We start from the raw sequence: 22,075 nt of genomic DNA, 5'->3' as shown, positions 1-22,075 counted from the left end.
CTTCCCCGCCGACGCGATGAGTTCCGCCACCGGCGCCGGTATGTAGGGGTGAGTTCGCCGGGAGAGCCCGGACGGACCGCTCACAAGGGAGATTCCGATGTCAGACACTCGTACGGCGGACGCGGCAGCCATCCAGGCCGTCCTGGTCGACTCCTACAAGGCGTGGGAGGCCGGCGACGCCGCCGGTATGGTCGCCGACTACACCGAGGACGCGACCGCCATCATGACCGGCTCGCTCCGCGACAGCCGCGAGGTGATCCGCGACAGCATGGCCCTGGCGTTCGCGGGGCCGCTCAAGGACACCTCCACCTACAACAAGCAGCTCAGCCTCCGCTTCGTCGGCAGCGACGCCGCGATCGTCGTCAGCGAGTCCGGCATCCTCTTCGGCGGCCAGACCGAGCTCCCGGACGCGGCCAAGGTGAACGCGACCTGGGTCTTCGAGAAGCGGGACGGCCGCTGGCTGATCGCCGCCTACCACAACAGCCCGGTGCTGGCCCCCGCGCAGTGAACGGTCCAGGCGCTCGCGGCTGTCGGGCCGGGCGATCACCGACCTGGCGCTGACCGTGCGCCGGGTCGGTGGGAGGCGCATGCTGGGAGGCGAGGCCCTTCGATCCTAGGAGCAGGCCATGCCAGCCCTGCATTTCCAGATGAACTCCTCGATGAGCCCCTCCGAGGTGATGGGAGTGCTCACCGATTTCAGCCCCTCCCGCGTCGAGGAGTGGCCCTCCATCGACGCCGAGCACTTCCAGGTCCATGAGCGGGGGGACACCTGGGCCGAGGTGACCGAGGGGAACGACAAGTCGTGGGAGCGCGCACGCTACGAATGGGACCCGTCGCAGAACACGGTCACCGTCACCACGCGCGACTCGAAGCCCTTCGGGTCGGGTGGCTGGAACTTCACGATGACGCCCACGACCGAGGGCACCCACATCGACGTCAGGCTTGAGCGGCATCCCCACTCGTTCGGGGCGAAGATGATGTCGTCGATCATCCCGTTCGCCGGGCCGGTGTTCCGCAAGTCCTTCAAGGAGCCGCTGAAGACCGTGTAGTCACACCTCGCCGCGGCCGGTCGCGGCCGCGGCGAGGCCGTGGGACTGCTGGGACCGGACGGTGCGTCAAATGCCGTCCGGGCGCTGGGTGTTGCTCACCAGAGCACGGGGAGGCGTTCGGGGATGCGCTTCATGAAGCGGGTGCGCCAGACGAGTTGGTCCACGGGGACGGCGAGTGCCAGGCGCGGGGCGCGGGCGAGGAGGGTTTCGAGGGCGATCTCCGCGTGGCGGCGGCCCAGGGCGGTGGCGGGGCAGTAGTGCTGGCCGCCGCCGAAGGACAGATGGGCCCCGGCGTTGGGGCGGTCCAGGATGACCCGGTCCGGGTCGGGGAACTCGGCGGGGTCGAGGTTGGCGCCCTCGACCAGGACGAGGACGAGTTCGCCCTCCTTGACCTCGACGTCGCCCAACCGGACGTCTTCGAGGGCCAGTCGGGGCAGGCCGTCGCCGATGGACAGGTTGATCCGCAGCAGCTCCTCGACCGCCGCCGGGATCAGGGTGGGATCGGCGACGAGCCGCTCGACGAGTTCGGGGCGCTGGATCAGCGAGAGCAGCGCCATCGTGAGGAATCCCGAGGTGGAGATGACACCCGCGCCGAACATCGTGACGCCGACGGTGGCCAGCATCTCGTCGGTGAGGTGGTCGTAGTCGGGGTCCTCGCGCAGCACCGCGAGATCGCGCATCAGACCGGTGGCGAGCGGATCGTCGAGCCGCTCCTTCATATAGGAGATGTCGCGGTCCCAGTTCAGCGCGGCCCCGGCGACGGGGCAGGCCGAGTTCATGAACGCGATGTCGAGACTGCGCATGAGCTTGGGCGCGTCGGCCGGGGGGATGCCCAGGATGAAGCAGTGCATCGCGGCGGAGTACGGGTCCGCGAAGCCGTTCTTGAGGTCGGCGGGAGCCCCGTCGGCCGTCAACTCCTCGACGAGCCGCACCGCGTGGCCCCGCATCCAGTCCGTCAGTCCGGGCGCCTTCGGGTTGATCGCCTTGAGCACGGCCTTGCGCAGCCCCGCGCCGGTGATGTTCCCCATGTTGTTGACGACCTCGGGCGGGATCGTCAGCGCGTACTGCCGCGGGGCGCCGGCCCTGGAGGTGTCCTTCAGCGAGAAGCGCGGGTCCTCCAGCACCTGCTTGCACAGGGCGTACGACGTCACGAGCCATGCCTCGTCCCCGGCGATGGTACGGACCCGGCGTACGGGACTGGCCGCTCGCAGGGCGTCGACCTGCGGCGGGACCGTGCTGCCGTTCCACGAGAACGGGAAGTCGATCAGTTCAGGCGACATGGCGACGGTCATCGTCGGCCCCTTCCTCGCTGGTGACGATGGCGTGCCCCTGGTTGCGGGAGGCGCGCAGCCCGGAGCCGCGCGAGTAGAGGAGCTCGGCCATCGGGAGAAGTTGGTGGTAGCAGTTGAGCGACGACGGCACCCCGAGAATCGCCGGGGTGTCGAGGAACAGCGGCGCCTCGGCGCACACGTACTCCAGGCACACCGCCCGCTGTTCCGGGGTGGCGGCCGCGCCCTGGAGCACCCGTGACGACAGGAACGCGGTCACCAGCGCGTCGCAGACGGCGCGGAACTCCTCGTCACGGGCGAGCCGTTCGGCCAGATCCTGGTGGATGGCCTGGTACGCGGCGTTGCCGCGGAACTCCGACATCGGGTGCGCCCGTAGGCGCCCGCCGCCGGGATCGGCCTCCTCGACCGCGTTCACCACCTTCGCGCGGACACCGCGCAGGTTCTTGACCGCCTTCCGCCTGGCGTCCTCGGCGGTGTAACCGCAGGCCTCGTACATCTCCGCGACGAACAGGTCGGTGTAGACGAAGTCCACCTGCTCGAATCGGGCCAGTCCCCACCGGGCGAGATCATGGAGCCGCCGCGCGGAGAAGTAACTGTTGCCCGGCGAGACGCCGATGACGGCATGCGCCCCCTCCTCGTAGATCACCTCGCAGTGCGGAGTGTAGGGCTGGACCTTGAAGATATCGGCCACGAGCGTAAGAGCTGTGGGCACGCGGGAACCCTCCGCCGCGCGCTAGTCCCAGCGGGGCCTGGTGCCCCGGGTGTGGCTGCGCGACGCGATCACGCTAGCCGTAGCGCTTGGTCACAAGTGGTTACCACGTGGTTTTGGCCAGAATTGATCGTCTGATCATCCGAGTGTGCGACCCACGGCAACGGCTGCGGCGCGCGGTACGGGCGTGCGGTAGGGGCGAGCGGCCGGCCGCCGGGCGCACCGGCTTCCCGGAATCCGCCCGCACGGAGCGGACGGCTCCCCACAATGGGTCAACACGCCGTGGGAGAAGGGGATCCCCGGCCGACCGGGGGGTGCGCGCCATGGACGGGGCAGTAGCCACGGGACGCCGCTTCGCGCTGCTGATCGCCACGGACGCGTACGAGGACGAGGGGCTGCGGCAGTTGAGCGCGCCCGCACACGACGCCCAGGCGCTGGCCGAGGTGCTGCGTGATCCGGACATCGCCGGGTTCGAGGTGACGACCCTCGTCAACGCACCGCACCACATGGTCGGGGCGGCCGTCGGAGAGTTCTTCAACGCCCGCGGCCGCGACGACCTCGCACTGCTGTACTTCACCGGGCACGGCATCAAGGACGACGACGGCCGCCTCCACCTGGCCACGGTCGACACCCGGCTCACCAACCGCATGTTCACCTCCGTGCCCGCGGAACTGGTCGACCGGGCGATGGGCAGGTGCGCGTCGCGGCAGCAGGTGCTGATCCTCGACTGCTGCTACAGCGGCGCCTTCCCGGCGGGCCAGCTCGCCAAGGGCGATGCCGACGTGCACGCGCTGGAGATGTTCCGGGGCCTCGGCCGCACGGTGCTGTCCGCCTCCGACGCGGCCCAACTCGCCTTCGAGGGAGACCGGCTGCACGGCAGCGCGCCCCGCTCGGTCTTCACCAAGCACCTGGTGGAAGGGCTGCGCGAGGGCGCCGCCGACCTCGACGGCGACGGCTACATCACCCTTGACGAGCTGTACGCCTACGTCTACGGCAAGGTCGTCAGGGAGATGCCCGGGCAGCGGCCCAAGAAGCTGGAGAACACCGAGGGCCGGATCGTCATCGCCGAGAACGTCAACTGGTCCCTGCCCGTACAGCTCCAGCACCTCCTGCACAGCCTGTACGCCACGGAACGCTTCGCCGGCGTGGAGCAACTCGCCCACCTGTACCGCAACGGCAACCCCCGGGTCCGCGCCCGCGCGGCGGAGGAACTCCGGCTGCTGGCGGACGACGACAGCCGCCGCGTGTACGCCGCGGTGGCGGCGGTGGGGCTGGGCGGTGGACCGAATCCGGCCACCGAGGCCGTCCCGGCCGACGCTCCCGACCCGGCGGCGGAGGCCGCCCCTGATCCCGCTCCCGACCCGGCTCCCGCTCCCGACCCGGCTACCGCTTCCGCTCCTGATCCCGCCGACGCTCCCGCCCCGGACGCCGCACCCGAGCCGCCCCCGGCTCCCGATCCGGCCGCCGCACCCGACCCGGCGGAACTGGACGACCTCCGGGCGCGGGCCATCGCGGAGCGGGAGAGCAGCGGACTCATCCGGGCCGAGGAGTGCTTCTGGGAGTACCTCGACCTCGCCCTCCAGCGCCGCGACCGCGGGCACGAGGGCTGGGCCTGGGACGGCATCGGCTCCTGCCTCTACCGGGCCGGGCACGTCGAGACGGCGCGGAGGTTCTTCACCCGGGCCGAGCGCTGTGCCGACGAGACCGGTGACACGCTCCTGAAGTCCTGGTGCCTGTACAACTTCGGCCTGTGCCGGCGTGAGCACGGTGACGCGCCGGGGGCCAGGGCCCTCTTCGAGCAGTCGGTGTCGCTGGCCGACGCCCACCGGCACCGCGAGCCCGCACGCTGGAGCCGTCATGAGCTGGCCGCGCTGACTCAGGGGGAAGGCGTGTCCTAGACCTCGGGCAGGGAGGGGTCCGGTGTCCACGGGCTCGGGGCGGTGACGGTCCAGCGTTCGTGGTCGCGCCAGGCGCCGTCGATGTAGAGGTAGTCGGGGGAGACGCCCTCGAAGTGGAAGCCCAGGCGCTTGACCAGGGCCAGGGAGGCTTTGTTGCCCGGCTGGACGCAGGCCTCCAGCCGGTGCAGCCGCAGCTCGGTGAAGGCGTGGTGCACGGCGAGGGTGACGCCTTCGCTCATGTACCCGTGCCCCGCGGATGGCGCGAAGGCCGCGTAACCCAGGGACGCACCCTGGTAGCGGCCGCGGATCACGGAGTTGATGTTGACCATGCCCGCCGCCGCGCCGGTCTCCCGCACGCGGACCAGGAAGCCCAGGTTGGAGCCGTCGTCGAAGCGGCGCATCCAGAGCGCGAACGCCTCCGCGGTCGCGGGCAGCTGCATCCACGGCCCGTGCAGTGCGGCGCTGGCCTGCACGAGCGCGCAGAACTCGTCCTGGTCGGCGGCGGTGAGCGGGTGCAGTGCCACCCGTGACGGGGTCTCGATCATGGGCCAAAGGTAGCCGGTCAGAGGTAGCCGGTGAGGTCAGTCGGCGGGGAGGTCGAGGCTGATCTCGGTGCCGGGGGCGACGGTGTGGAGGTGGTCGCGCAGGGCGACCCGCAGCGGGGTCTGACCGGAGTCGGGGACGCTGATGTGGAGGCGGCCGGACTTGAGGGTGAGGCCGATGCCCCAGTGGCCCTGGTAGCGGACGGCCAGGTGGAAGCGGGAGAGGCCGGGCAGCGGGACGGGGTCGAGGCGCAGTGCGTCCCGGCGGGGTTCGAGGCCGGTCAGACCGCGCTGGACCAGGTCGAGGGTGCCCGCCATGGCGCCGAGGTGGATGCCCTCGCCGGTGGTGCCGCCCTGCACGTCGGCGACGTCGCCGAGCAGGGCCTCGCGGACGTAGTGCCACGCCTCGGCACGCCGGGAACGGGCCAGGACCCAGCCGTGCACCAGCCCGCTCAGAGTGGAGCCGTGGCTGGTTCTGGCGAGGTAGTGGTCGACGGTCGCGGCCCAGGTGTCGTCGTCGAGCTTGTGGCCCAACTGGCGGAAGAGCGCGGCCAGTTCGGCGGGCGGGAAGAGATAGCCGAGCATCAGCACATCGGCCTGCTTGGACGCCTGGTACCGGTTGACGGAGTCGCCCTCGGCCTCCAGGATGCGGTCCAGGCGGCGGATGTCGTCGTAACGGCGCCGGTAGCGTGCCCAGTTGAGTTCGTCGAGGGCGCCGTAGCCCTCGAACTGGCTGATCACGCCACGGTGGAAGGGCACGCGCAGGCGGCGGGAGACGTCCTCCCACAGGTCGAGTTCGGTGCGGTCGAGCGCGAGGCGCTCGAACAGCTCGTCGCGGCGCGGCGCCGGGAGCGTGTCCGCCAGGTCCAGCGCGCGGCTGAGCACCCAGGCCGCGGTGACGTTGGTGTACGCGTTGTCGTCGAGCCCCGGCTCCGCCGCGTCCGGGTAGGCGTCGTGGTACTCGTCCGGGCCGACGACGCCGCGGATCCGGTAGTGGGCGTACGCCGGGTCCCAGACCGCGCTGTGCGCCCAGAAGCGGGCGATCTGCAGCAGCATGTCGGCGCCCTCGGTGTGCAGGAACGCGGTGTCGCCGCTGGCCAGGCAGTACTGCCACACGTTGTACGCCACCGCGGAGCCGACGTGGTGCTGCAGATGGGAGTGGTCGGGCAGCCAGCGGCCCGAGCGCGGGTTGAGGTGGAAGCGCTGGGTCTCCTCGCGCCCGTCGCTGCCGCTCTGCCACGGGTACATCGCCCCGGTCCGCCCCTCGGCGGCCGCCGCGCGGCAGGCGGCGCCCAGACGGCGGTGCCGGTAGGAGAGCAGTGCCCGGGAGACCTCGGGCAGGTGCAGGTTCAGGAACGGCAGCACGAACAGCTCGTCCCAGAACACATGCCCCCGGTACGCCTCGCCGTGCAGCCCGCGCGCGGGCACGCCGACGTCGAGGCCCGCGGTGTGCGGCGAGAGCGTCTGCAGGAGGTGGAAGAGGTGCAGCCGCAGCACCTTCCCGGCCTCGCCCGGCACCCGCAGCTCGGACCGCTCCCACAGCCGGGCCCAGGCCGCCGTGTGCGACTCCAGGAGCGCCGCGAAGTCCGGGGCGGCCGTCACCCGGTCCAGGGCGGCGTGCAGCGGGTCGCTGATCGCCGGGTCGCGCGAGAGGTGCAGGGCGACCGTCTTCTCCACGGTCACCGACCGCCCGGGCACCACCGGCAGCGTCATCCGGTGCACCGCCTCGCCTTCCCCCGCGACGAGCGTGACCGCGGCGGGCGGCCCGTCGCCGGCGTCGGCGCGGGTACGGGCGGCCATCGCGACACGGATGTCGGAGGCGGACGTCCGGCAGGTCAGGCACACCGTGTCGGCGCCGCTGGTGCCGGTGCGCACATGCACCAGATGGCGGTCGGCGAGGTCCTGGTACCGCTCCACCCCCGTATTGCGTACGGTCCCGTCGATGCCGGTCTCGATCAGCAGCTCCCCGGACCAGCCCTCCGCGGTGATCAGCGTCCGCTGCGCGGCCAGGTGCGGGTCGCCCATGTGCACCAAGCGCGTCTCGTCCAGCACGACCTCGCGCCCGGCGGAGTCCCGTAGCCGTATCCGCCGCGCCAGGGTGCCCTGGCCCAGGTCGAGGACCTGCTCGTACGCCGTCACCTCGCAGTCGTCGGGGGTGAACCAGGAGCCGCCGGCCGGGCGGACCCGTACGGGCAGCCAGTTCGGCAGGTTGACCATGTCCTCGTTGTCGACCTCCCGGCCCGCGACCTGGGAGGTCAGCCGGTTGTAGCAGCCCGCCGCGTACGTTCCCGGATAGTGCGCGGGACCGCGCGGAGCCTCGGCGGCGGCGCCGCGGGTGGCGAAGTACCCGTTGCCGAGCGTGCACAGCGACTCGCGCAGCCGCTCCCGCGCCGGGTCGTACCCCTCGTACCGCCAGATCCCGTCCGGCTCCATGGACCGTCCCCCGCCCGTCAGGCGGGCTGCGGCACGACGGCGACAGGGCAGGGGGAGTGGTGCAGCACCCCGTGGTTGACCGGACCCAGCTGGAGCCCGACCTTCGAGTGCCGGTGCCGGGCGCCGACCACCAGGAGGTCGGCGCCGGCGGCGCGCTCCAGCAGCGCCTTGCGCGGGTGGCCCTCGACGGACGTCAGCTCGACCGGCACCTCGGCGTGGCCCAGGGCGAAGGAGGCCACGATGTCGTCCAGCGTCTCCTGCGCGTGACGGCTCTCCTGGCCGGCGTCGTCGGAGCCGATACGGGGGCGGCGCCAGGCCCTGACCACCTCCAGGACCGCGCCGCGCCTCGCGGCCTGGCGGAACGCGAAGGCGCCCGCCGCCGACGACCGGTCCTCGGCGCCCACCCCGAGCACCACCCGGGGCCTACCGTCGCCGGGCTCCCGCCGCGGCCCGCGCACCACGACCACCGGGCACTGGGCACGCGCCGCGACCGTCAGGCTGGTGGAGCCGAGGAGGAGGTCGGTGATCTCGCCCCGCCCGCGGTTGCCCACGACCACGGCGTACGCCTGCTCTGCTTCCGTCAGCAGCGCGGTCACGGGGTCGTGGGGTACGACCTCGGCGGTGACCTTCACGTCGGGGCGCAGCGCCTCGGCCTGTTCGCGCGCCGAGGCGACGATGCGCTCGGCGAGGATCTCCTCCGACGCGCGGTCGGGGCTGAAGTTCGGCTTGATCCGGTCGTAGTGCTCCCACAGTGACGCGAACACCAGCCGCAGCGGCTGCCCGGTGCGGGCGGCCTCGTCCGCCGCCCAGTCCACCGCGCCCACGGCGGCGTCGGAACCGTCGACACCGACGACCACGGGAAGCTCCATCGTCCGCACCTTCTCCCGTCCGGGTTTCCGGTCCCCCCTGCCATCGTCACCCCGCCGCCGGGACGGCGCCACGGCCGGCCGCCGGGGCCCGCTCGCCCCGCCCGCCTCACATCGTCGTGATGCGGCGTCCGGTGACGGTGCCCGGCCGGATCCGGATCCACAGCGGGCGGTCGCCGCCCGCCCACGGCTGTGCGATGTGCCTCTCCGTGAGGTGCCGCATCGCCGAGGGGTCCTCGATCCGTTCCGCGGTGCCGGTGACCAGGACGCTCCAGCCCGCGCTGTGCTGGTCGTCCACCCGGTCCACCTCGAAGGACACCCCGGCACCGGTCTCGGGCGCTGCCGAGACCCGGGGGGCCGTGCGGTAGACGATCGTGTCGGCGTCGACGGTGTAGTTCACGGGGAAGACGGTGGGAGCCGGCCGGGCGGGCAGGGCGACGCGCCCCACGCCGTGGGTGCCGAGCTTGTCCCAGCACTCGGCCGTGGTGAGACGGGCCAGGACGGGGCGGGAGCCCGGTCCCGACTGCCCGGGCGGTGGATCGGCGCGTCCTTCGAGCAGTTCCTCGGACGACAGGTCGAGGGCGGCGGCGATCCGCCCCATGCCCCCGGGGTCGAAGTCGGGCCCGATCTCCAGCAGTTGCCGCAGATAGCGCGGCGACATGCCCGACCGGTTCGCCAACGCGTTCTCGCTCAGGCCGAGTTGCATGCGACGGTCGGCGATGTGCCGTGCGAGGGCGAGGGGATCGGTGCCGGGACGTACCGCCCCGGTGTTCTGGTTCACAGCGGATCGACCTCCCGGCGTTCATGCGGCTCTCCGTCCAGCCTCACTCACGACACCCCCGGGCGCCATGCGGGGCCGCCTCGCCGCTCCCGCGCGGGACCGTTGGACCCCGGCAGGGCCCCGGCCGGCCCTAAGCCCGGCGGCGCCGTTTCAGGAGAGTGAGAGGCGGGGTACCGCGGCTCGACGAGGAGGCGGCACGGTGAGTGAGCACATGACGGCGGACGACCACGCGGCGGCGACCGCGCCCCTGGTGCTGGTCGCGTACGCGTCGAAGAACGGCGGCACCGCCGAGATCGCCTGGTGGATCGGGGAGACGCTGACCGCCGAGGGCGTCGACGCGCAGGTGCGGACGGCCCGCGAGGTCGACGACCTGAGCTGCTACAGCGCGGTGGTGCTCGGCTCCGGTGTGTACGCGGGCCGGTGGCTGCGTGAAGCGGTCCGCTTCGCCCGGCGGCACCGCGACCCCCTGCGCCGGGTGCCGGTGTGGCTGTTCAGCAGCGGTCCGCTGGACCCGTCGGCGCGGGAGGGAGACCTCCCCGCGGTGCCCGGCGCGGTGAAGGTCGGCGACCTGGTCGACGCACGGGAGCACAGGACCTTCGGCGGGCGGCTGGTCCCGGGCGCCCGCGGCTTCATGGCGCGCATGATCCTCAGGCAGGGCAGGGGCGGTGACTACCGGGACCGTGAGCGGATCACGGCCTGGGCACGCGACCTCGCGCGGGAGGCGGTGTCGTCGCCGCGGCGGCTCTGAGGCGCGGCCCCGTACGAGGAGCGGGTACGACGGGCCTGGCGTCCGTACGACGAGCGGGGCCGTCCGTCCCGCCGTCAGTGACCGCGACCGTGCCGGCGCCCGCCGCCCGTGTCCAGGACGTCCCTCGCCGGGCGCCGCGGGGTGGCCGGGCCCTCCGGGCCGTAGCCGAACCTGGCCAGCATCTGCACATGGCCGTGTCCACCGCGCGGGTCGCGCAACGCCCACCGCAGCTCCGGCCACTCCACCGCCTGGCTGAACATCGACGACTTCACCCCGTGCGCGGTGGCGACCAGCAGCGCGTGCTCCAGCCCCTGCCCCGCGCGCAGCCAGTCCGCGCGGGTGTCGTGCCGGGTGGTCAGTACGGCGACGAGCGGATGCCGCTCGAAGGCCGCGGAGGGCCGGGTGGCGCCGGGGCGCATCGCGGTGAAGTCGCGGACCGGCACCTGGCCGGTGGAGTCCCGTGGCCCGAGCGCCGCACCGGGTATCCCGTCGGGCGCGCCCTCGCGCACCCAGGAGCGGCTCTCGCCGCTGCGGTCGCGATCGGAGACGGCGAACCGTTCCGCTTCCGCCGTGAGCCGCAGGAGGCGCCAGCTCTCCGCGGCCCCGGGGAACGTGATGCGGGCACCCTCGGCGGCCGCGGCCTCCGCGATCTCCGCGAGCACCTCGGCGGGGACCGGCCGGTCGTCGAAGGGGAAGCGGCTGCTGTGGCGGCGCCACAGCGCGTCGTACAGCCGGGCGTGCCGCTGCCCGCCGCTCCCGGCAGGAGCTCCGGCGAGCCGTACGGTCGCGAGGAAGTCGGGTTCCGCGGGCCGGGGCAGCAGGCGTACGACCGGCTCCCAGCCGAACCGGGCGACCGCGACGCGCAGGTTGAACACGGCGGCACCGGCCGAGACGTGCAGGGCGCGGCCGAGAGGGTCCGCGTGCCGCAGCGCCCGCTCGGTGGCGGCGTGCAGTTCGATCGTGGAGGTGTCGGGGTCCAGCCGGTAGCGCCACGGCTGGGTGTTGTGGACGGACGGCGCCGAGACGGCCGCCGAGATGAGCTTCTCCAGCGTCGCCGCGTCCAGTGCCGCTGTGCTCATGGCCGTCTCCTCGCAGTCCTCGTCCTGGCCCCAGGGTCATGGATCGGGCACGGCGTGGGCAGGGGCCGATGGTTGTCGTCCGGGGGGCCGAACGGACCTCATCGGCGCCCGTGGCCTGATGCGGGCGCTCCCTGGGTGGCGATGACCGCGGCCTGGATGCGGCGCTCGACGCCGAGCTTGGCCAGCAGCCGCGAGACGTTGTTCTTGACGGTCTTCTCCGACAGGTAGAGCCGCCGGCCGATCTGTCGGTTGGTGAGCCCTTCGCCGATCAGCGCGAGCACCTCCCGCTCGCGGGGGGACAGCGCGGCCAGCGCCTGCTGCCCGGGCTCCGCGGCGGAACCGTCGTCGCGCAGGCTGCCCATCAGCCGGGACGTGGTGGCCGGGTCCAGCATCGACTGCCCCGAGGCGACGGTACGGACGGCCGAGACCAGGTCGGAGCCCTTGATCTGCTTCAGCACATAGCCCGCGGCCCCGGCCATGATCGCGTCGAGCAGCGCGTCGTCGTCATCGAACGAGGTCAGCATCAGGCAGGCCAGCCCCGGCATCCCGGAGCGCAGCTCACGGCAGACCGTGATGCCGTCACCGTCGGGCAGGCGGACGTCCAGGACCGCGACGTCCGGCCGCAGCGCGGGGCCGCGGGCCAGCGCGTGGTCGGCGGTCCCCGCCTCGCCGACGACCTCGATGTCCGGCTCCGCGTCCAGCAGGTCCTGGACGCCGCGCCGCACCACCTCGTGGTCGTCGAGCAGAAACACCCTGATGGGGGACTGCGGTGAGAACTGCCGTACCTCGCTCATGCCGGACCTTCACCTGTCGTCAACGGGCTCGGGCTCTGATCATCGCCCCGTCGTGGGCTCACTGCCGGGCGTTGGTCGAGGAGTCGAGGGCGCCGGCGTCCAGCAGCTGACGGCCCAGCGCCAGCAGCGCGCGCCCTGCCGCGTACTCGTCCCCGATCTCGGGCACCGGCCTGTCGTGCGGGTTGCGGTGGGCGCTGGTCCTGCTGACCAGCCGGTTGTTCTCCGTGTCGAGCACCGCGTGGACGACGGTGGTGTCCGCGTCCTGCTCGAAGATGTCCAGTCGCAGGTTCCATGTCCTGGTGTGCCCGGCCGTGGTCGCGGTCGCGTTCGTCATGACGTACCTGCCCTTCGCTGCGGATCCTTCGGCGGTGGGGTGGTGACCACCCGGCCCCCACCGCCGAGGGGACCATCCCGAGTCCAGCCAACTCCCCTCCGGCCCGACGGGCTAGGGCCGACCGGCCCCCTCGTGCCGCTCCGCCGACCACGTACCCCTCCCGGGCGCGGCCGCCTGCTCCGTCCGGGGAAGGGCCGCTGGCCCGTTCGGCACTCCCTCGGTGTCGCGGGCGGCGCATTGGCTGGAGGATCGGCTGTGGTGCCGACCTCCGGAGGGAGACGACGTGTCGCTCTGGCATCTGCGGGACTTCCACGACGACGACCTCGACCAGGCCATCCAGCTCTGGGACCAGGGGCGGCAGGCGGATCCACCGGCCCCCGTGTTCCCCGTGTCCGAGGTGGTGACCGCCGCGCGGGGCGGCCAGCCCGCCGTGGTCGCCGTCGTCGGCGACGAGGTCGTGGGCATGATCGTGGCCCGGTACGAGGGCGAGCGCGCGTGGATCCTGCTGGTCGCGCTGTCCGGGCGCTGGCGCAACCGGGGACTGGGCAGCGCGCTGATCGCGGAGGTCGAGCGGAGGCTGCGCGGTACGGGAGCGCGCCGGTTCTGCGCCCTGCTGCCTCCCGACTCCACCGGGACGGCGGCGCTGGAGCACAGCGGCTACCGGCCCCGGAGCGGGATGGTCTACTTCGAGAAGGTGGAGCATCTGGGCGCCTCGGACGCCGGGCTGCTCGCCGAGCTGGGCGGGCGGCTGCTGCCCACCGGGCTCTGGGACCAGCTCGCGGGCATGCGCGAGGCGAAGGAGGCGATCGAGAAGCGGATCGTGCTGCCGCTGGTCGAGCCGGAGGTCGCGGAGCGCTTCGGGGTCTCCCCTCCGAAGGCGGTGATCCTCTTCGGGCCCCCGGGCACCGGCAAGACGAGCTTCGCGAAGGCGGTCGCCTCGCGCCTGGCCTGGCCGTTCGTCGAGCTGTTCCCCTCGCGGCTGGCGGCGGGCGGCGACGGTCTCGCCGCCTCGCTCCGCGCCACCTTCGCCGACCTGGCGGAGCTGGAGAGCGTGGTGCTCTTCATCGACGAGGTCGAGGAGATCGCCGCGGCCCGCTCGGGCGGCGCGGTGGACCCCGGCCACGGTGTCACCAACGAACTGCTCAAACTGATCCCGACGTTCCGCGACGGCGACAGCCGGCTGCTGATCTGCGCCACCAACTCGCTGAGCACCCTGGACGCGGCGTTCCTGCGTCCCGGCAGGTTCGACTACATCCTCCCGGTGGGGCCGCCCGACGACGCGGCCCGCGAGGCGATCTGGCGTCGCTACCTCGGCGCCCAGGCCGCGGGCGTCGCCCTGGGCCCGCTCGTGGCCGCCAGCGCGATGTTCACGCCCGCCGACATCGAGTTCGCCGCCCGCAAGGGTGCCCAGCGGGCCTTCGAGCGGGAGGTCTCCGAGCGGGCGGGCGCACCGGCCAGCACGGACGACTACCTGGCGGCGATCGCGGACACCCGCCCCACCCTCACCCAGGCGTCCCTCGACGGCTTCCACGAGGACATCGCACACCATCTGCGCACCTGAGGTCCGCGTCCGACGCCGGTGCCCGACTCCCGCGCCTGACGCCTTGACGCCTGACGCGGCCTAGAGGGACAGGCCCAGCCCGTCGCACAGGGCGGTGATCCCGGTGAGGAGTGCCTGGCGGTCCTCCGGCGCCATGTGCTCCATGGCGCCGCGCAGTGCCTGCTCCCGGCGGTGCCTGATGCGGTGCAGGTGCTCGGTGCCCGCGTCGGTGAGTTCCAGCTGCACTTCGCGGCGGTCCTGGGGGCGGGGGGTTCTGCGCAGGAACCCGGCGGCCTGGAGGCGGTCGCACAGACGGGTGACGGAAGGGGCGGCGGCCGAGAGGCGCTGCCCGAGCGTGCCGAGGTTGATGCCGGGCTCGCGTTCCACGATGTACAGCACCCGGGTCTGGGCGACGGACAGCGGAGCGGTGCCGAACTCGCCACGCCGGCTCTCCCAGGCGACTTCGAGGAGCTCCAGGGCCCGCCTGACCTCGGGCACGGCCGCCTGCTGGTGGGCGGCGGTGGGGGCCTCGTTCATGTGACACTCCCGAGTGGGCCGTACACGCCCGTTCCGGCTGGTCGACGCGGGCAGTCGCACCATCGAAGATATGCGAAGGAAAGGAGGATCGGTAGCGGTGGAAAGACCCGGTGCGGTGGAGCGTCGTCTGCGGGAGTCGGCGCCTCATGAGATCTTCGACGCGCTCCGCTCGCTGATCGAGCGCCGCCATCAGGCATCCGCGGTGGAGCTGCTGATGGCGGACTACGCCATGACCAGGCTGCAGCCCGTCGGGGTGCTGCCGCACACACGTCCGGCGGTGCCGGTGCACGGCACGGCCCCGGGAGAGGCGTTCGGCACCCAGCAACCCGAGTACGTACGCGACGGCTCATCGGTGACCGTGCTTCTGCCGGTCAGCGTCCGCGGCGACCGGCTGGGGGTGCTGAGCGTCACCCTGCCCGCCGCGGCGGGTGACCGACCCACGACGGAGGTCCTGGCGGACCTGCAGGAGTGCGCCGACGCGCTGGCGCACGAGATCGTCGTGGCCGAGCGGGACACGGACCTGTTCCTGCAGGCGCGGCGCGCCGAGCGGCTGACCCTGGCGGCCGAGATGCAGTGGCAGCTGCTGCCCGGGCGCTCGTGCTCCCGCCCCGAGTACAGCCTCGGTGCCCAACTGGAGCCCGCGTACGCCATCTTCGGCGACAGCTTCGACTGGTCCGCCGCGGCGGACGACCTGTACCTGACGGTGAACAACGGCATGGGCGAGGGGATTGACGCCGCGCTGCTGACCAACCTCGCCGTCAACGCGCTGCGCAACGCCCGCCGCGCCGGTCTGGCCCTCAGCGACCAGGCGTACCTGGCCGACCAGGCGATCTACGGGCAGCACCGGGGGGAGCAGTATCTGTCGGCGCTGCTGCTCAGGTTCCGGCTCCCCACCGGGGACGTGGAGATCATCGACGCCGGCTCGCCCCGCATATGGCGGTTGCGGGGGGAGACCGTCGAGGTGATCGAGCTGGAGCAGCAGATGCCGCTGGGCATGTTCCAGGACACCGTCTATGTGCCGCAGCACTTCACGGTCGCCCCGGGGGACCGGCTGCTGTTCATCAGCGACGGGGTCTACGACGCCCTGTCCCCGGTCGGTGAGAAGTACAGCCTGCACGCGCTGGCCCGGTCGATCCTCGGCACGCACGAACTGCCCGCTGCGCAGGTGCCCAGGGCGATGCTGGAGCAGCTGCTGGGCCACCGCGGGGCGGGCCCGGCCGTCGACGACTCGCTGGTGATGTGCCTGGACTGGCACGGCCGCCCGGCCGCGGACTGAGGCGCCCGCCCTCGCCCGCCCCGGCGCGGGCGAGGGGGGGCGGGTTGTGGACGCGAGCGTTCCTGCGGAATACTTGCCGCCAGGCAAATATTCTCCACAGGGAAAGGGCGGTGCGGCTCGCTGTCGGCGGGCCCCTTCATGGGCTCATTCGAGGGATTCTCCGCAACGACCACGGTCCGGCAGCCCACGCCGGACCTGTGGGCTCTGGCGCCCTGCCCCCTCATCATGGCCGACGACGCCGGTGTCGTGGTGGACGCCAACGCCGCGGCCACTGCTCTGCTGGGCGCCGCGGTGCCCGGAGCGCCCCTGGCGCAGGCGGTTCCCGGCTGGCTGTCGCGGGCCCACGGGGAAGCGGTGGACCGGGTACGAGCGGCGTCCGGCGACGGCCGGGACGCCGGCCCTCTGCCGCCTGTGCCGGGAACCATCGGCGAGCGCGAGGTCGACGCCCACCCCGTCCCCGGCCCGGACGGGGTGGTGGCGTGGTGGCTCACCGACGCGACCGGCCGGCGCACGGCCGAGGAGGAGCTGGCGGCCGAGCGGAAGCGCACCCGGTTCCTCGCGGAGTCGTCCAATGTGCTGCTGGCCTCGCTGAACACCGACAAGTGCGTCGCCGCCACCGTGCAACTGGCCGCCGACCACCTGGCGGACGCGGCGGTCGTCGTCCGTCCGCCCTCCCGGGGCAAGCTGCCCGTCGCGCACGCCGTCACGGGCCAGGAGGTGGCCCGCACCCAGGTGACGGCCGTGCCGGACCAGCTCCCGGGCCTCAGCGAGGCATTGGAGGGCTTCCCCCCGGTGCCTTCCCGCTGGATCGACCCCGCACTGCTGCCGGAATGGATACTCCCGCCGGGATTCCCCGGACCGGTCGGCTCGGTCGTGATCACCCCGCTGCCCGGCCACGGCGAGCCCGCCGGAGCCCTGATACTGCTCCGGGGTACGGGCCGGGGGCAGTTCAGCGAGCGCGAGGAGGTCTTCGCCCGGCTGTTCGCCGCCCGGGCCGGCGCCGCGCTGTCCGCGGCCCGCCTCTACAGCGAGCAGAGCGCCATAACGCGCACCCTGATGCGTGACCTGCTGCCGCCGCGGTTGCACCGGCTCAACGGCGTGGAGTTCGCCGGCGGCTACCGGCCGGCGAAGGCCAGCGAGTGGGTCGGCGGCGACTTCTACGACGTCCACCCCGGCGCGACCGAGGCCGACGCGTCACTGGTGATCCTGGGCGACGTCTGCGGCAAGGGTCTGGAAGCCGCCGTACTGACCGGCAAGATCCGCAACACGCTGCAGGCGCTGACGCCCATGGCCCACGACCACGGACAGATGCTGCGCCTGCTCAACACCTCCCTGCTCACCTCCCACCACACCCGCTTCGCGACCCTGGTGATCGCCTCGGTCCAGCGCGCGGGGGACCAGGTACGGCTGCGTCTCACCGCGGCGGGCCACCCCGCCCCCCTGGTGGTCCGCCGCGACGGCACCGTGGAGGAGGTCCCCACCCACGGCACCCTGATCGGCGCCCTCAGGACGATCGAGGCGAACTCCGTCGACACCGTCCTGCGGCCGGGGGAGACCTGCCTGCTCTACACCGACGGATTCACCGAGGCCCGCGGGGGGCCGCTCGGCGACGAACTCTTCGGCGAGGAGCGGCTGAAGCAGGCGCTGGCCGACTGCGACGGCATGCCCGCGGAAGCCGTCGTCGAGCGGGTGCAGATGCTCGTCTCGCAGTGGCTGCGGGACGGTCTCCACGACGACATGGCCGCCGTCGCGATCAGCGCCCCCACAGCGCCCTCCGGCGCCGTGAACGGCCGCATCCAGGGCAGGCGGACCGCATGACCACCATGCTTTCGTCCGCCGACGGCATCCCGGCCCTGTTCGAGGATCTGTGGACCGCGGTGACCGGCCGCGACGAGTACCGGGCCGCCGCACTCGTCGTCGGCGCGCTGGAGAGCGGCACCGACCCGGAGACGGTCCTGCTCGACCTCATCGCCCCCGTGCAGGCGAAGGTCGGCGCCGAGTGGGCGGCCAACCGCCTGACCGTGGCCCAGGAGCACGCCGCCAGCGCCATCACCGAGCGGGTCATCGGCGCGCTCGCCCACCACCCCGCCACACGCGTCCCGCCCCGCAGGGGCCGTATCACCGTGGCGTGTGTGGACCAGGAATGGCACGTGCTCCCCGCCCGGATACTCTCCGAGGTGCTCTCGCTGCGCGGATGGCGGGTCGACTTCCTCGGCGCGCAGGTGCCCGCCCCGCACCTCATCGCCCACCTGCACTCCACCGGCGCCGACGTGGTCGCGCTCTCGTCCTCGATCCCCACCCGGCTGCCCGCGGCCCACGCCGCGATCACCGGCTGCCAGGCCATCGGGGTTCCCGTCCTCGCCGGAGGCGCCGCCTTCGGCCCCGACGGCCGCTACGCGCGCCAGTTCGGTGCCGACGCCTGGGCCCCCGACGCGCGGGCGGCGGCGCGGCGGCTCGCCGACGGCATCCCGGCCCCCGACCTGGCCGCGGGCCGGCAGCAGATCGACGACCTGCCCCACCTCGCCGACCAGGAGTACTCCGTGGTCGTCCGCTCACAGCGGCAGCTGGTCAAGGAGGTCCTCACGCGACTGGACGACCTGCTGCCCGCGATGGCCGACTACACCTCCCAGCAGCGCGAGCGCACCGCGGAGGACATCGCGCACATCGTCGAGTTCCTCACCGCGGGCCTCTACACCGACGACGACGACCTCTTCACCACCTTCATCGCCTGGACCGCCGACATCCTCACCGCACGCCGTGTCCCCGCCGCCTCCCTGCGGCCCGTCCTCGGCGTCCTGGCGGCGGAGCTCAAGGACTTCCCCCGGGCGCACCGGATGCTGGAGGCGGCCCGCCGCACCCTGGACGGCGCCCCGGCACAGGTCACGCCCTAGGGACTGTCCCAGGTCGGTGCGAGCGGCACCTGCCAGAGCAGGCGGGTGCCTCCGGCGGGGCCGGGGCCGGCCTCGAAGCGGCCGCCGAGCCGCTCGGCCCGCACCGCCAGATTGCGCAGGCCGCTGCGGACGGCGTTCGCGGGCAGGCCGACGCCGTTGTCCGTGACGGTCACGGTCAGGGTTCCGCCGGCGACGAGGATCGACACCTCGGTGGTGGTCGCCCGGGCGTGGCGGGTGACGTTGGACAGGGCCTCGCCCAGGACGGCGACGGCGTCCTCCGTGATCGGCGGCGGCACATCGGTGTCCAGCAGCCCCTCCATCCGCAGCACGGGGGTGAAGCCGAGGCCGGGTGCGGCGCGCTCGACGCTCGCGGCGGCCCGCGAGCGCAGACTCCGCGGCCGCCGCTCGGCGTCCTTGGCCCGCAGCCCGAAGATCGTGGAGCGGATGATCTTGATCGTCTCGTCCTGGTCGTCCACCGCCCGCAGCAGCCGCTCGGTCGCCTCGGGGTGGTCGACGAAGCGCAGGGCGCTCTGCAGCGTCATCCCCGTCGCGAAGAGCCGCTGGATGGCCAGGTCGTGCAGGTCCCGGGCGATACGGTCGCGGTCCTCCAGTACGGCGAGCTGCTCGGCGGACCTGCGGCGCTCGCTGAGCTGCAGGGCCAGGGCGGCCTGGCCCGCGAAGCCCAGCAGGGGTACGCACTCGGCGTCGGTGAACGGCGCCGCTCCCTCCCTGCGGGCCAGCAGAAGCGCGCCCCGGGCCCCCTCGTCGGTGACCATGGGCACGGCCACGGCGGGCCCGAGGCCGTTGAAGCGCGGTGGCCCCGCCGTCACCCGGGGGTCCTTCTGCACCTCGACCGTGGTGATCGGCTTCCCCGCGGTCATGGCCGCGCCCATGAAGGAGCCCTCACGCGGCAGTGTCAGCTTCCGGTGGTCGTCGGCGTCGGTACCCGCGGCGATCATCACCCGGAGGTCCGTGCTGTTGTCGACGGGGAGCGCGATGACGCCCAGATCCGCGGCGCCGATGGTCCTGGCGTGCCGGACGATCCCGTCGAGCACGTCCATCTCGTCCGCGCCGGACAGGAGGCTGGCGACGATGTCGGCGTTGGCCTCCATCCACCGCTGCCGGTCCCGGGCCGCCTGGTAGAGCCGGGCGTTCTCGATCGCGATGCCGGCCGCCACGGCGAGCGTCTGCAGGACGGTCTCGTCCTCCACGTCGAACTCTCCGCCGCCCCGCTTCTGCGTCAGGTACAGATTGCCGAAGACCTCGTCCCGTACCCGGATGGGCACGCCGAGGAAGGTGTGCATCGGCGGATGGTGGGGCGGAAAACCGTAGGACGCGGGGTGGTCGCCGATCTCCCGCAGACGCAGCGGCTCCGGGCGCCGGATCAGCTCGCCCAGGATGCCGTGCCCGGACGGCAGCGGCCCGATGGCCCTGCTCTCCTCCTCGGAGACGCCCACCGTGAGGAACTGCGACAGCCGGTCCCCCTCGACGACGCCCAGCGCCCCGTACTCCGCGTCGACCAGCACCACCGCCGACTCGACGATCTTCCGCAGCACCTGCGGCAGATCGAGCTCACGGCCTACCGCCAGCACCGCTTCGAGCAGGTCGTGCACACGCTTCTGCGTGCCGCGCACCGCGTCGATCCGTACCTGCAACTCGTCCAGCAGCTGGTCCAGACGCAACCGCGGCAGGTGCCCGCTCTCCTCGCCCACTCGCGCCCTCCAGCCGCACCTGACGTCACCCAGGGTTCCGCCTGCTTCCACGGTAACGGCGTGACGACCGGGCCGCCGGGCGCAGGAGGCGCCCCGGCCGGTTCAGGACCGGCCCTTGTCCGGGCGGCCGTGGGACTCGGCCGACCACAGGGGTTCCACGACGCGCCACTCGCGCTGCCAGCGGACGAGGCGCCATCTGTCGACGACCACGCCCAGCAGGCGCAGCGCGGCCCAGACCAGGAGGCCGCCGACGAGGGCGGTGCTGGTGACGGCCATGGCGGCGGTCTGCAGCCGGGCGTCATGGGGTGGGGGGACGATCCGGCCGCTGTGGTTGTCCACGTAGACGGGCAGGCGGGTGCCGACCGGGGTCCCGGGGCGGACGCGGGTGAGGGCGGCGTAGGGGTGGTGGCCCGGGTCGGTGATCCGCACCGGGACCGGGACGAGCGGGGCGCCGGTCATGGTGTCGGGCCTGCCGGTCGTGGTGGCCGTGGCCGGGTGGCGGTCGGCGGCCTGCGCGTGCGAGGAGTGGACGGCGGCGTGATAGGCCGAGGAACCGGCGGCGAAGGCCGCCCACGGCAGCAGCAGCGCCGCCAGCAGGAGGAGCAGCCGCCCCGTCCAGGCCTGGACCCGGTCGGCGCCGCGCCGCAGCGGGTTCGCGTCGGTCTGCAGGTCACCGGCGAGCGTGCCCCCGTAGCGCCGCCTGTGCGGTTCCCAGTCCGACATCGCGTTCACCCCGGTCACCCGTGGCTGGTCTGCACCCACTCACCAGCTTGCGCCGCCCGCGCCCGCCGTTCCCAGGGCCGGATGGCCCCCACTTCGGGACCGGGTGTGACGGTTCGGAGAGCGCGGGGGAACACCTGTGCGCCACGGCGATGAGTTTCGGCCGCCCGACGGGTCAACCAGTGGCATCAAGACCGATCCGGAGGTGTGGAGCGTGCGAAAGATCGTTGTGTACGAGCTGTTGTCCCTCGACGGGGTCGCCGAGGACCCGGACAGTTTCGTCGCCGCATGGGACGAGGAGATGGACGCGAACCTGGGCACGGTGATCGCGACACAGGACGCGGTCGTCCTCGGCCGCCGCAGCTACACCGAGTGGGCGCGGTTCTGGCCGGGCAGCGACATCCAGCCGTTCGCGGACTTCATCAACGGGGTCGCGAAGTACGTGGCGACCTCGACGCCGCTTGACGGCGGCTGGGCCCGTGCGACGGCGTTCGACGGCGGGCTGGTCGACGGCGTCCGGGAGCTCAAGCGGCAGCCCGGCGGTGACATCGGCGTGCACGCGAGCATCTCCGTCGCGCGGGCGCTGCTGGCCGCCGACGTGGTCGACGAACTCAGGCTCGTCATAGCGCCGAGGGTCGCCGGCCAAGGACGACGGCTCCTCGACGGCCTGCCGGCGATCCGGCTCGAACCGATCGAGAGCGAGATGACGCCGACCGGGCACCTGCTCATCGGCTACCGCGTGGTGCGGGAACACGGGGAGGCCCCCGCGTCCTGACGGCGGGCGGTCGGCCCGGGACCTCGCGAGGTCCCGGGCCGACACGGGACAGATGGCTGTCCTTCCGCGGTCCGAGGATCGCCGGGGCGTGGTCCAGTTCGG

21 protein-coding genes are annotated in these 22,075 nt (G+C 73.0%); 9 read left to right on the top strand and 12 right to left on the bottom strand.

Annotated elements, in window-relative coordinates; genetic code table 11:
• Nucleotides 1-97 precede the first annotated feature (97 nt).
• Nucleotides 98-508, top strand: a complete 411-nt coding sequence (locus AB0M29_RS14325; RefSeq protein WP_365382553.1) for an SgcJ/EcaC family oxidoreductase — start codon at nucleotides 98-100, stop codon at nucleotides 506-508.
• 118 nt (nucleotides 509-626) lie between these two features.
• Nucleotides 627-1,049, top strand: coding sequence for a hypothetical protein (locus AB0M29_RS14320; protein ID WP_365382552.1), 423 nt, complete (start codon nucleotides 627-629; stop codon nucleotides 1,047-1,049).
• 95 nt (nucleotides 1,050-1,144) lie between these two features.
• On the opposite strand, the gene AB0M29_RS14315 is transcribed toward AB0M29_RS14320, so the two are convergent.
• Both AB0M29_RS14315 and AB0M29_RS14310 read right to left on the bottom strand, forming a co-directional pair.
• Entirely contained in the window at nucleotides 1,145-2,341 is a 1,197-nt protein-coding gene (locus AB0M29_RS14315; protein WP_365382551.1) for a cytochrome P450, read from the bottom strand.
• The gene (locus AB0M29_RS14310; protein ID WP_365382550.1) at nucleotides 2,319-3,050 is read right to left on the bottom strand and encodes a tRNA-dependent cyclodipeptide synthase; all 732 of its coding nucleotides are present in this window, start codon (nucleotides 3,048-3,050) and stop codon (nucleotides 2,319-2,321) included. Before AB0M29_RS14310 ends, AB0M29_RS14315 begins: the two co-directional genes overlap by 23 nt.
• Before the next feature lie 320 nt (nucleotides 3,051-3,370).
• On the opposite strand from AB0M29_RS14310, the gene AB0M29_RS14305 reads away from it, so the two are divergent.
• Nucleotides 3,371-4,945 (top strand): caspase family protein, encoded by a 1,575-nt coding sequence (locus AB0M29_RS14305; RefSeq protein ID WP_365382549.1) that lies wholly within the window; start codon nucleotides 3,371-3,373, stop codon nucleotides 4,943-4,945.
• On the opposite strand, the gene AB0M29_RS14300 is transcribed toward AB0M29_RS14305, so the two are convergent.
• From AB0M29_RS14300 to AB0M29_RS14285, 4 genes are all read right to left on the bottom strand, one after another.
• Complete coding sequence (locus AB0M29_RS14300; protein ID WP_365382548.1) at nucleotides 4,942-5,490, bottom strand: GNAT family N-acetyltransferase; 549 nt, start codon at nucleotides 5,488-5,490, stop codon at nucleotides 4,942-4,944. The two genes, AB0M29_RS14305 and AB0M29_RS14300, sit on opposite strands and share 4 nt — an antisense overlap.
• A gap of 36 nt (nucleotides 5,491-5,526) precedes the next feature.
• The gene (locus AB0M29_RS14295; RefSeq protein WP_365382547.1) at nucleotides 5,527-7,920 is read right to left on the bottom strand and encodes a glycosyl hydrolase family 65 protein; all 2,394 of its coding nucleotides are present in this window, start codon (nucleotides 7,918-7,920) and stop codon (nucleotides 5,527-5,529) included.
• A gap of 17 nt (nucleotides 7,921-7,937) precedes the next feature.
• On the bottom strand, nucleotides 7,938-8,789 hold the full coding sequence (locus AB0M29_RS14290) for a universal stress protein (protein ID WP_365382546.1): 852 nt from the start codon (nucleotides 8,787-8,789) through the stop codon (nucleotides 7,938-7,940).
• Between the two features lie 106 nt (nucleotides 8,790-8,895).
• Nucleotides 8,896-9,567 carry a pyridoxamine 5'-phosphate oxidase family protein gene (locus AB0M29_RS14285; RefSeq protein WP_365382545.1) on the bottom strand — a complete coding sequence of 224 codons (672 nt, stop codon included), beginning with the start codon at nucleotides 9,565-9,567 and terminating at the stop codon, nucleotides 8,896-8,898.
• A gap of 199 nt (nucleotides 9,568-9,766) precedes the next feature.
• Between AB0M29_RS14285 and AB0M29_RS14280 the strand changes: the two genes are divergently transcribed.
• Complete coding sequence (locus AB0M29_RS14280) at nucleotides 9,767-10,315, top strand: flavodoxin domain-containing protein (RefSeq protein WP_365382544.1); 549 nt, start codon at nucleotides 9,767-9,769, stop codon at nucleotides 10,313-10,315.
• 74 nt (nucleotides 10,316-10,389) lie between these two features.
• On the opposite strand, the gene AB0M29_RS14275 is transcribed toward AB0M29_RS14280, so the two are convergent.
• From AB0M29_RS14275 to AB0M29_RS14265, 3 genes are all read right to left on the bottom strand, one after another.
• Nucleotides 10,390-11,394, bottom strand: coding sequence for a nitroreductase family protein (locus AB0M29_RS14275; RefSeq protein ID WP_365382543.1), 1,005 nt, complete (start codon nucleotides 11,392-11,394; stop codon nucleotides 10,390-10,392).
• Between the two features lie 98 nt (nucleotides 11,395-11,492).
• Nucleotides 11,493-12,188 carry a response regulator transcription factor gene (locus AB0M29_RS14270; protein WP_365382542.1) on the bottom strand — a complete coding sequence of 232 codons (696 nt, stop codon included), beginning with the start codon at nucleotides 12,186-12,188 and terminating at the stop codon, nucleotides 11,493-11,495.
• A gap of 58 nt (nucleotides 12,189-12,246) precedes the next feature.
• Nucleotides 12,247-12,522 (bottom strand): dsRBD fold-containing protein, encoded by a 276-nt coding sequence (locus AB0M29_RS14265; protein WP_365382541.1) that lies wholly within the window; start codon nucleotides 12,520-12,522, stop codon nucleotides 12,247-12,249.
• Between the two features lie 283 nt (nucleotides 12,523-12,805).
• Between AB0M29_RS14265 and AB0M29_RS14260 the strand changes: the two genes are divergently transcribed.
• On the top strand, nucleotides 12,806-14,083 hold the full coding sequence (locus AB0M29_RS14260) for a GNAT family N-acetyltransferase (RefSeq protein ID WP_365382540.1): 1,278 nt from the start codon (nucleotides 12,806-12,808) through the stop codon (nucleotides 14,081-14,083).
• Nucleotides 14,084-14,143: 60 nt separating this feature from the next.
• Here the strand turns inward: AB0M29_RS14260 and AB0M29_RS14255 are convergent, their stop codons facing one another.
• Complete coding sequence (locus AB0M29_RS14255) at nucleotides 14,144-14,599, bottom strand: MarR family transcriptional regulator (RefSeq protein WP_365382539.1); 456 nt, start codon at nucleotides 14,597-14,599, stop codon at nucleotides 14,144-14,146.
• 97 nt (nucleotides 14,600-14,696) lie between these two features.
• Between AB0M29_RS14255 and AB0M29_RS14250 the strand changes: the two genes are divergently transcribed.
• From AB0M29_RS14250 to AB0M29_RS14240, 3 genes are all read left to right on the top strand, one after another.
• Nucleotides 14,697-15,875 (top strand): PP2C family protein-serine/threonine phosphatase, encoded by a 1,179-nt coding sequence (locus tag AB0M29_RS14250; RefSeq protein WP_365382538.1) that lies wholly within the window; start codon nucleotides 14,697-14,699, stop codon nucleotides 15,873-15,875.
• A gap of 225 nt (nucleotides 15,876-16,100) precedes the next feature.
• Nucleotides 16,101-17,693 carry a PP2C family protein-serine/threonine phosphatase gene (locus AB0M29_RS14245; RefSeq protein WP_365382537.1) on the top strand — a complete coding sequence of 531 codons (1,593 nt, stop codon included), beginning with the start codon at nucleotides 16,101-16,103 and terminating at the stop codon, nucleotides 17,691-17,693.
• Nucleotides 17,690-18,766: a cobalamin-dependent protein gene (locus AB0M29_RS14240; protein ID WP_365382536.1), complete on the top strand. Its 1,077-nt coding sequence runs from the start codon at nucleotides 17,690-17,692 to the stop codon at nucleotides 18,764-18,766. The genes AB0M29_RS14245 and AB0M29_RS14240 overlap by 4 nt, the downstream gene beginning before the upstream one ends.
• Here AB0M29_RS14240 and AB0M29_RS14235 read toward each other — a convergent pair.
• Both AB0M29_RS14235 and AB0M29_RS14230 read right to left on the bottom strand, forming a co-directional pair.
• Nucleotides 18,763-20,478: a GAF domain-containing protein gene (locus AB0M29_RS14235; RefSeq protein ID WP_365382535.1), complete on the bottom strand. Its 1,716-nt coding sequence runs from the start codon at nucleotides 20,476-20,478 to the stop codon at nucleotides 18,763-18,765. The two genes, AB0M29_RS14240 and AB0M29_RS14235, sit on opposite strands and share 4 nt — an antisense overlap.
• Nucleotides 20,479-20,580: 102 nt before the next feature.
• Nucleotides 20,581-21,201 carry a hypothetical protein gene (locus AB0M29_RS14230; RefSeq protein ID WP_365382534.1) on the bottom strand — a complete coding sequence of 207 codons (621 nt, stop codon included), beginning with the start codon at nucleotides 21,199-21,201 and terminating at the stop codon, nucleotides 20,581-20,583.
• A gap of 211 nt (nucleotides 21,202-21,412) precedes the next feature.
• On the opposite strand from AB0M29_RS14230, the gene AB0M29_RS14225 reads away from it, so the two are divergent.
• Complete coding sequence (locus AB0M29_RS14225; protein WP_365382533.1) at nucleotides 21,413-21,973, top strand: dihydrofolate reductase family protein; 561 nt, start codon at nucleotides 21,413-21,415, stop codon at nucleotides 21,971-21,973.
• The last annotated feature ends 102 nt before the right edge of the window (nucleotides 21,974-22,075 follow it).

It is taken from the genome of Streptomyces sp. NPDC051976, assembly GCF_040680795.1.
GTDB lineage: Bacteria > Actinomycetota > Actinomycetes > Streptomycetales > Streptomycetaceae > Actinacidiphila.
Note: the sequence above shows the minus strand (reverse complement) of the source record. Positions and strands in the feature narration are given on the sequence as shown.

Excerpts from the sequence above, each read along its gene's own strand:
- AB0M29_RS14300 (WP_365382548.1), bottom strand. The coding sequence starts at position 5,490 with ATGATCGAGACCCCGTCACGGGTGGCACTGCACCCGCTCACCGCCGCC.
- AB0M29_RS14230 (WP_365382534.1), bottom strand. The coding sequence starts at position 21,201 with ATGTCGGACTGGGAACCGCACAGGCGGCGCTACGGGGGCACGCTCGCC.
- AB0M29_RS14240 (WP_365382536.1), top strand. The coding sequence starts at position 17,690 with ATGACCACCATGCTTTCGTCCGCCGACGGCATCCCGGCCCTGTTCGAG.
- AB0M29_RS14295 (WP_365382547.1), bottom strand. The coding sequence starts at position 7,920 with ATGGAGCCGGACGGGATCTGGCGGTACGAGGGGTACGACCCGGCGCGG.
- AB0M29_RS14245 (WP_365382537.1), top strand. The coding sequence starts at position 16,101 with ATGGCCGACGACGCCGGTGTCGTGGTGGACGCCAACGCCGCGGCCACT.
- AB0M29_RS14305 (WP_365382549.1), top strand. The coding sequence starts at position 3,371 with ATGGACGGGGCAGTAGCCACGGGACGCCGCTTCGCGCTGCTGATCGCC.
- AB0M29_RS14265 (WP_365382541.1), bottom strand. The coding sequence starts at position 12,522 with ATGACGAACGCGACCGCGACCACGGCCGGGCACACCAGGACATGGAAC.
- AB0M29_RS14320 (WP_365382552.1), top strand. The coding sequence starts at position 627 with ATGCCAGCCCTGCATTTCCAGATGAACTCCTCGATGAGCCCCTCCGAG.
- AB0M29_RS14270 (WP_365382542.1), bottom strand. The coding sequence starts at position 12,188 with ATGAGCGAGGTACGGCAGTTCTCACCGCAGTCCCCCATCAGGGTGTTT.
- AB0M29_RS14325 (WP_365382553.1), top strand. The coding sequence starts at position 98 with ATGTCAGACACTCGTACGGCGGACGCGGCAGCCATCCAGGCCGTCCTG.
- AB0M29_RS14275 (WP_365382543.1), bottom strand. The coding sequence starts at position 11,394 with ATGAGCACAGCGGCACTGGACGCGGCGACGCTGGAGAAGCTCATCTCG.
- AB0M29_RS14290 (WP_365382546.1), bottom strand. The coding sequence starts at position 8,789 with ATGGAGCTTCCCGTGGTCGTCGGTGTCGACGGTTCCGACGCCGCCGTG.
- AB0M29_RS14255 (WP_365382539.1), bottom strand. The coding sequence starts at position 14,599 with ATGAACGAGGCCCCCACCGCCGCCCACCAGCAGGCGGCCGTGCCCGAG.
- AB0M29_RS14315 (WP_365382551.1), bottom strand. The coding sequence starts at position 2,341 with ATGACCGTCGCCATGTCGCCTGAACTGATCGACTTCCCGTTCTCGTGG.